At 39.6% G+C, this 8,663-nt stretch carries 8 protein-coding genes; 1 reads left to right on the top strand and 7 read right to left on the bottom strand.

Annotated elements, in window-relative coordinates:
• A partial coding sequence (locus tag E4T71_RS02155) for a transposase (protein WP_194181242.1) occupies window positions 1–342 on the top strand: 342 nt, incomplete at its 5' end.
• Window positions 343–555: 213 nt separating this feature from the next.
• Here the strand turns inward: E4T71_RS02155 and E4T71_RS02150 are convergent.
• From E4T71_RS02150 to secA2, 7 genes are all read right to left on the bottom strand, one after another.
• Window positions 556–1,068, bottom strand: coding sequence for an HdeD family acid-resistance protein (locus E4T71_RS02150; protein WP_135036180.1), 513 nt, complete (start codon window positions 1,066–1,068; stop codon window positions 556–558).
• Window positions 1,069–1,131: 63 nt separating this feature from the next.
• Window positions 1,132–1,755 (bottom strand): TetR/AcrR family transcriptional regulator, encoded by a 624-nt coding sequence (locus E4T71_RS02145; RefSeq protein ID WP_135036177.1) that lies wholly within the window; start codon window positions 1,753–1,755, stop codon window positions 1,132–1,134.
• Between the two features lie 107 nt (window positions 1,756–1,862).
• A complete protein-coding gene (locus E4T71_RS02140) occupies window positions 1,863–3,155 on the bottom strand; it encodes an HdeD family acid-resistance protein (protein WP_135036174.1) in 1,293 nt (430 codons plus the stop codon).
• A 126-nt stretch (window positions 3,156–3,281) separates the two neighbouring features.
• Window positions 3,282–3,449, bottom strand: a complete 168-nt coding sequence (locus tag E4T71_RS09750) for a hypothetical protein (protein WP_167758458.1) — start codon at window positions 3,447–3,449, stop codon at window positions 3,282–3,284.
• Window positions 3,450–3,458: 9 nt separating this feature from the next.
• On the bottom strand, window positions 3,459–4,772 hold the full coding sequence (gene gtfB / locus E4T71_RS02135; protein WP_135036171.1) for an accessory Sec system glycosylation chaperone GtfB: 1,314 nt from the start codon (window positions 4,770–4,772) through the stop codon (window positions 3,459–3,461).
• Window positions 4,765–6,270 carry an accessory Sec system glycosyltransferase GtfA gene (gtfA, locus tag E4T71_RS02130; RefSeq protein WP_135036168.1) on the bottom strand — a complete coding sequence of 502 codons (1,506 nt, stop codon included), beginning with the start codon at window positions 6,268–6,270 and terminating at the stop codon, window positions 4,765–4,767. Before gtfA ends, gtfB begins: the two co-directional genes overlap by 8 nt.
• Window positions 6,271–6,280: 10 nt before the next feature.
• Window positions 6,281–8,662 (bottom strand): accessory Sec system translocase SecA2, encoded by a 2,382-nt coding sequence (gene secA2 / locus E4T71_RS02125; protein ID WP_135036165.1) that lies wholly within the window; start codon window positions 8,660–8,662, stop codon window positions 6,281–6,283.
• Between the last annotated feature and the right edge of the window lies 1 nt (window position 8,663).

Raw genomic sequence — 8,663 nt, 5'->3', positions numbered from 1 at the left:
TGTAATACGGCTTGGATGAATGAATTTTTACGACAACTGTCAGAAGCTTACCCTAACGACTATATTATTTTGGTGATGGATAATGCGGTTTGGCATAAATCACAGACATTGGATATTCCTAGCAATATTGAATTTACATTTATTCCACCTTATACACCAGAGATGAATCCGATTGAACAAGTTTGGGCAGAGATTCGGAAATTAGGATTTAAGAACAAAGCATTTAAATCATTGAATGACGTCATTGATCAGTTGCAAGAAGTTATCCAAAGCTTATCAACTACTCGCTTACGATCGATTGTCCATAGAGAATGGACATCTGCTAATTTTGATTCTGAATGAGTATAAAATAAGGACTGCTTGATAAAGCATTGAATGTGAGAAGCTGGAGTGCCATAACCAATGACTACTAGCTTTTTCAGCCATTATAAAGAGATAGGAAATTCCTGCAATCACCGAACTTAAAAAGCCCCCGTAGAGTAAGACTACAACTTTTTTTACCATAAGAAATCCTTTCTTCCGAAAAAGGCTGGGCCTATGCCCAGCCTCCAGTTCTTATTTTGTTTTGAAATAAAGAACAATAGATGCAATCCCTTGATAGATAAAGGTAAATCCAACCATATAGGAAATCATTACCGCCGTAAAGAATGGGGTCATCATCATGAGTGTTCCTGTAATAATCCCCAAAATACCTGTCCACATCAATGTTGAACCTGTAGAGCGATTCACCTTCTTCACATCAAAACTCAACATGAAACGAGTAATCCCCGAGAAGAGAACCCAGAAAGCAATCATATAAGTCATAAATGCGGTACGTGCGCCAAATCCATCTGTAAGAAGCATCATGGCCAATAAAGTAGTAATGACTCCATTGAATAAGCTCCAACCACTCTTGTATTCGTTGGCGAAGTACTGAACAACGTTGCTAATCCCATCAATTAAAAAGAAAATCGCAACCGCTATCCCAATACCTGCCAAGGCCATTCCTGGATGAGCTACTACCCAGAAACCAGCCAATAGGCTCAAAATACCAACAACCAATAACAACCACGCATAGCGTTTCAACATACTTAAAACCCTCGTAAATCTTTGTATTAACACGAACTGCTCATTCCAAAGGAACAATCAGTCCTAGCTGTCTTTTAGTGATGACTCTTGGTCGACAATTCCAAAAACCATATACCCTAAAATTTCCTGCAAGTGATCTTCGTAAATCTGACTATTCACCAATTCTGAATCTACTTCTTGAAGAGTCAGATAGTAGGTGCGAAATAACTTTTGAATCATATCTAGATAAGCCAAAGCCTGCTCTTCAGTCACGCCATCTTTCAGCTTATACTCCGTAATTAAGCGCCTTGCGACAGCCTGATTAAAGAGATCAAACTCATCTCGAAATCTCTGAATCTCCTTTTCTACCTGACTCCCTTTATAAAGCAAGGCCTCCAAGAAAACCTGAGAATGATGGGGATAGGCCTGATAGAACCTCAAACGACTTTGAAGATAGTCTGATAAACTTGGAATCAACTCCCAATCTACTCCTAAAAACTGAAATAGTTTCGTGAAGCTTTCCTCGACACAGGCTAGATATAACTGATCCTTGTTGGAAAATAGATGATAGAGACTTCCTTTGGAAATGCTGTGCGTCTTACACAATTGATTGATACGAAATCCTTGATATCCAGAGTTTGCAATTTCTTGGATGGCTCCCTGAAGGATTCGCCCCCGCATCAGCTGTGTTTTCTCTGCTTTCTTCAATATAGTCTCCTTATCTTTAATTATTATAGACCAAATGGTCTATAATAGCAATGCTATCTATGAAAAAATTATTGAAAATATCAAAAAGGCCCTTTCAGGCCTCCATGCTATGCATAAACATTTTTTGCAACGACCATGCTATGCGGTTTCTCAAATTCAGTATCTAGGTATTCTTGATAGGTTCCAGGTGCAATAAATCCTTTGGGACTCAGAATATCTGTCCCAGCCTGACCAACAATCGAATCCGCCAAAAGCGCACAATTGGTACTTAAAACAAAATAGGATTTAAACTTCGATTCCGTAAACTTGTAAAGGTCACCATTCGTTTCATGGCGAATCTTGTAAGCATAGGTATAATCTTCCTGACCATCTTCTTTTTTCACCATAGCAGCATCCGGTTCCCACGGTACCAATATCGTATCTAAATCAGCTAGGTAAGCTTGAACAGCTTTTTCTTGCTCTGCGGTCAAATCAATTTCATAACCAAACAAGGTTTTTTGACTCTCTCGCTTACACAACTCAATATAGGCCTCACGATCGCACTTATAAAGAACTCCATCACCGACCATCCCAAACAATCGTTCAGATGACGGATCATAAGAGCCATAGGAAATCACGCGCCCTTGATAACACAAGTCCACATGCCCCACTGCCGCAAAGAAGTTGGTTTGAGCTGTATGAATAAATACCTCAATTTGACCGGATTTCTCCTCCTTGGATCGGTTATAGACTTCTGCTGCAGTCTCCTCCGTATTTTCTTGTAAAAATTCATTAAGCTTATTGAGCGTTGCAGCTGGAACTAGTGCTGTAATAAAAATAGGCAAGGTTACCCGCACACGACGTTTTAAATTGTTCTGCTTCATTTCCTTTTCAAAGAAAAGTCCATCCCGTAACCGTGTTATTCCAAAAGTCACCAGATACCAACCTAAAAGTAGGAGTTGAAATTCATTTGCATCATGGTAAGGAGACAAACTCCAGACCCCAAAACCTGTCATGATTAAACCATCTGTCAAATAACGGAAACGTTTGGGAATGCCATTTTGACGATAAAGCCACCAAGTCACCAAGTTGACGACACCTGTAAAAATTTGATAGACAGCAATAGCATAGACCAACAGGTACACCGCCATATCCTCTAAAATAGCTATTTCACCTAGAACTACGGAAACCACCAGTTTTCCCAAAGTAATCCAAAGATTCTCTTGAATATCCTTACGCCCAGTCCAACGGTTAATCAGCGTCCACAAGGCAGATAAAAATATATATAAGGAAAATAACTGGTATCCCACTTTGGGTACCATCTGTCCCCAGATTATTAAAAAGATCCCCAGTAGGATAACAATAATCCCTTCCACCAGGGCCTTACGTCCTCCCTGACCCAAGTTAGCAATTCGTTTCATACAACCTCCCATAATCCTATTGATTAGCCCATTATACCATGAAGTTTTAAAAAGAAATACATTCCAAAAAGGCCCAGCCATTCTGTAAATGAACGGCCGAACCTTCATCTCTAGTACAAGAAATAGTTAACCTAAGTAACGTAACAAAGATAAAATAACAGATAGGGTGACTAAGCAGACAATAACGATATAAAACATAGACCGTCGACTTTTTTCACTCTCTCCCTTCTCATAGCGAACATCTTGAATTCGTTTTTCAATATCTTCGTTCAGAAGTGGATTTTCTTTTGCCATGAAATCGCCTCATCCTTTCAATTTCAACTGGTAGTCTTGAACACCGACATACCCTTTTTGAGAGCGTTGTTCTTGGACGGTATCTGCCCAAGTCGTTCGCTGGTTGAGCCAAGCTGCTAATTGACTTGGCTGCCTATGATCAAAAATAGCCTCAGCTACTAAAAACTCATGGTGGTGACAAGTATTATCAAAAGCTAGAATCAAAAGATTCGATTCAAAAGCTGTCCGAACAGCAGCCATGATCTCCGATCCATGATTAATATCCAAGTAAATATCGCAAGAAGCAAATAACTGTTGAATCTGAGTAAAACCAGCATTAGGATAAAGAGAAACGTTTGAATTCTCTGCATACTTTACTAATTGTTGAGACATCTCAGTCAAGGCTGCAATATGAAAATGATAGTCTGGTAATTCTGCTATCAGAGTTGCTAATCCTTGTAATTGATCTGTGTTCGTTAAAATCAGTATCTCCTTACGGTCTTCATTTTCCCTCAGACTTGGATACAGGTAACTTAAGAAATCAATTTTTTCTTTCTGCTCTGGATTGGCTAAGTCCATCAACCGATTATACGATTCTCTTTTTTGAACGATGACACGGGTGGAACGCTGGATATTTCCATTAAGAAGCAGCTGCATATTCCCCGGAATCTGCTCTCCCATATCTTCCTGCCAAAAGAGAACATCTTGCCCTTCTCCTCCCAAATAGTAGGCCAACAAAAAGGGCATTCCTAAAGAATTATAATAAATTTGAGATAGGTCTAGACCCGAATTCCGAAGATAAAACAAATAAAAATCAACCTTTTTAGCAAAGTAATACGTTTTTCCTCGCCAATCCAAGGTCATATCCCCAGTCACAAAATTTTCCATAAAATAAGGTCGCTGATACGAATCAAAATAGTGTTTATGGGTTGGCTCCTGTTGGCTATTAAAGTAGGTTTTCGCAAAAAGACGGCCATATTGATTGTAATGATCCGATTGCCTAACCTTTCCTCCAGTATCCAACCACTCCACCGTTTTCACCAAACGTAGGTGTTTGGGCTCATGATAAAAAATAATAGCTTTCTTTTGACCATAATCCCAAATTTCTCCTTGTTGATTTGTACCCGTAATCTGCCAATAAGCTGGTACTTCAACTTCATTGAAATAAAGAGGAGACGGGGTCTCTTTTTCCTGACCCGCAAAGAACTCAAATGGAGATGTCAAACCATTTGGTAAAAAACCATCATCCTGTAAAACAACCCCAGTTCCCTCAAATCCCGCCGTTTGTAGGGAATATTCTAAATCTAAACTATCTTGAGTCAGTCGGTCATATAATTTAATCATGACACATCTCCTTCACAAACTGAGACCAATAACCAGCCACATATTCATGTAAGAAAGCTCCAGCAATCTGATAAGACTGAAGTTGAGCCTCTTCTTGCCTAGCTGCTTGGTAATAATCCCTTATTTTTTGAGCAAACTGCTGGGTCATATAGGCTACATCATCTGCCTCAGGACGAGGAATTAGATAACCATTTTTCCCATCTTCCACAAAGGTTTGATTCCCATACGGAACATCCAAACCAATCAACGGTAGCCCTGAACCAACGGCTTCCATTAAGGTCAGACCAAATCCTTCACTGGTCGAAGCGGTTAGGTAAATCTCGTAATTCTGATAAACATCCGCTAGATTTTGGTGTCCTTTCAAACGAATAAAATCTTGAGCTTGAGCCTTTTCAATCATCTCAGTCAGTTTCCGACGTTCTCCCCCTTCACCATAAATATCAAATACCAAATTCGGAAGATCACGCTGAGCTTCAATAACAGCTGAAACAAGCCAATCAATATGCTTCTCACTAGCCAAACGGGAACTGGTCATCAAACTATAAAGCTGTCTTGATTTTTGAGGATACTGTAGCTTCGCCAAGCTCCCAACTGGGATGGCATAAATACGCGGTTGTTGCTTGGTATAAGTTTGGAATTGCTGCTCCAATACCTCTTTTTGTTTTTGAGTAGAAGTAATAAAAGCGTCTACCAAATGAGCGTTGGTAAATTGATATTCATAGTAGTTATTCCATAGAATATTGTAGTCGTCACTACTTTTAGCGTTATAATGTTCTGCATGGATAACAACTGCTAATTTTGCAGCTCCTTTATGTGCAAAAACAGCCTGTCCAATCCCTGTCGCTCGATCTAGCAATAACAAATCATTCGATTGTAACTTTAGTCGATCCAACATCTCCGCCACTAGTGCTTCTTTTCCTACTAAGATTCGATCTGAAAATCGAAAAACACTGGTATCTTCCTGAACAAGCTCTTCATAGGCTAAACTACCATCTTCATTAAAAAAATGGCGTTGGTACAACTGAGGTTGATCATTTTGAGGAGCATAAAACTCACTGAACATACGTGTATAGCTATAATAATCCTTACGAATTAATTTTCCCTTAGCTACGTATTCCACTCGTTGAACAAATTGCTGCTGTTCTCCGCAAAGACTGGCATTAATATAGTAGTCATTTTTAAAATAATAGCGAATTAATTGATGACCAACTTCCGTTCTCTCTACTGGATCTGAGAAAGTCTCTTCCAATGCTTCCTTTCGATAGCTGGTGGGTGCTATCCTAAGATCTGTAAAAAAGGAATACAACCATAGAACTTCTTCATCGTTAAATCCAATATTCGAAGTAAAATGTTGTAAATTCTCCGTTTGAAAAAAATCTGTAAAAATAAACTTGGCCGGAAGCTGTAATTCTCGAAAAATCTTTGCACGATAGGCTTGAGCATACTCAACCCCACTGCTTGCCCAACCGATCCCAAGATTTATGCTATAAACGGTCATAGTACCTCCCTTATACAAAGTAAATCGTGTAACCAGCCTCTTTATCTGATTCAACGGAGCTGAGCATCACATGGCGTACGATACTCTCTTTAATGCGATGAGTCATCTGATTATAGGATTCCAAAGACTCTCGAAAATACTCTGCTGTGGAATCTCTCTGAGCTAACTGCCTCATGGGAACAAAGTTCTTTAATTGTTGCAAAGTATCTACTTGTTCAATCCAGGCTTCATCAATCGCCCGTAAAACAGCAAGACGTAAAAACTCTTCCATCTTTTTCTCAGTCTCTAATTGCTGGGATTTTTGGGCCAATTCTGCCTGATACAAATTCCACAAATAGTCGCTACGATCTTGCTCCGTTTTTAAATCGGCCGTAAACAGATCTGACTGATTCTGGTAACTATAATTTTCTAGAATATAGCGGCGGAAATCCTGATTACTTATCTCTGGATTTTCTGTAACAAAGGCCCTAATCACTTCTAAAAAGATATGATCAATCTTATCTGAAAGATCTATCTCATTATAAATCAACTCATCTCGCAAATGATAGATTTTCTCGCGTTGAATGCGTAAACTTTCATCGAATCGAATTGTCGCTTGGCGAGCACTTCTAGCATTATCCTCACTTTTTTCTTGAGCATGTTGCAAAACACGTTTAAAACGAGAGGATCTGAGTGGCTCCCCAAAATTAGAACGGTTGCTATGATTATTCTTTTCAAAATAACGCTGCACACCTTTTCCACCATATTCGATCACCAATTCATCTTCCAAAGATACAAAGAACTGGCTTAGCCCTGGATCACCCTGACGGCCAGCACGGCCTCTGAGCTGCCAATCAATTCGACTGTTTGGCATCCGTTCGGTTCCAATGACTGCAAGACCACCAAGCTCAGCTACTCCAGTTCCCAATTTAATATCGGTTCCCCGTCCCGCCAACGAAGTTGCAACTGTCACTGCCCCCAACTGACCTGCTTCTTTAATAATCTGAGCCTCTTTAGCGACATTTTTAGCGGTTAAAACACTATGTGGAATTCCTTCTTGAAGTAACATTCGCGAATAAATTTCAGCAATATCAACTGTTCCCGAAATCAATAAAATCGGCTGTTGGCGCTGATGAAGTTCTTTCACATATTCTAAAGTTGCCTGTAGTTTTTCAGGAAGCGTCACATAAATCTTATCTGGATAGTCCACTCGCTGAATCGGTAAATTCGTCGGAATAACAACAACCGGTAGCTTGTAAGTTTGAATCAACTCATCTTCTGCAATTTTACCAGTTCCTGTCATCCCTGCAATTCGTGGAAACATATTAAACAAACTCTGATAGGTAACCGAAGCCACCGAACGTGAATCCTTGCTAATTGGAACCTCTTCTTTAGCTTCTAAGGCTTGATGTATTCCTGATTGGAGTCTTGTTCCTTCCAAGACACGCCCTGTACGATTGTCCAACAATTTAATCTCACGATCAGCAACAACATAGTCGATATCTTTTTTATAGAGATGATGAGCTCTTAGAGCTAACTGGATATGCCGATTTAATTCAAAGTAATCGTCCTGATAGAGATTTGGAATATCAAAATACTCTTGGGCATATCGAATTCCATGTTGCGTTAAAAAAACGGCTTTGTCTTCTCTTAAATGCTGAAATTCTCTTCCTTTTTGTAAGGTCAATACAAACTGGTTTGCTGCATGGTAAAGATTGGATTGAACTCGAGGAGAACCTGAAATAATCAAAGGTGTTTGCGCTGCATCCAATAACACTGCATCTGCCTCATCTACAATAACATAGTGAAACGGACGTAAAAATTTATCCTTAGCATCAGCAGCAAGATTATCCGCTAAATAATCAAATCCTAGAGCTGTACTCGTTGTATAGGTTACATCTGCTGCATAGACTGCTCGTTTATCTTCAACATCAGGGTCTTCTTCCTCTGAAAAAACACCCACTCCTACTGACAAGCCCATGAACTCAAAGACTGGTCCCATTTCCTGGGCATCACGTCTTGCTAAATAATCATTTGTTGTTACTAAAATGGCTCCCTGATTTTCCAGGGCATTTAAATAAAGAGGAAGCGTTGCTGTTAAGGTCTTCCCCTCCCCTGTCTTCATCTCAGCAACATAGCCTTGATGAAGGGCAATCGCTCCCATAATCTGAACATCAAAAGGAAACAATCCCAATACACGACGACTAGCTTCCCGCATAGCCGCAAAAGCTTCTACCAATAAATCGTCTAACTGCTCTCCATCTTGGAGACGTTGGCGAAAAATATTCGTTAACTGACCTAATTCTTGATCTGTTAGAACTTCCATTTCTTCTGCTAGATCATTAATTTCTTGCAGCAAACGTCGAAGTTCACCTAACTTCAAAGTATTTAATAATGATTTTCTTTCTTTCATA

Source organism: Streptococcus sp. WM07, assembly GCF_004570525.1.
Classification (GTDB): Bacteria; Bacillota; Bacilli; order Lactobacillales; family Streptococcaceae; genus Streptococcus.
Note: the sequence above shows the minus strand (reverse complement) of the source record. Positions and strands in the feature narration are given on the sequence as shown.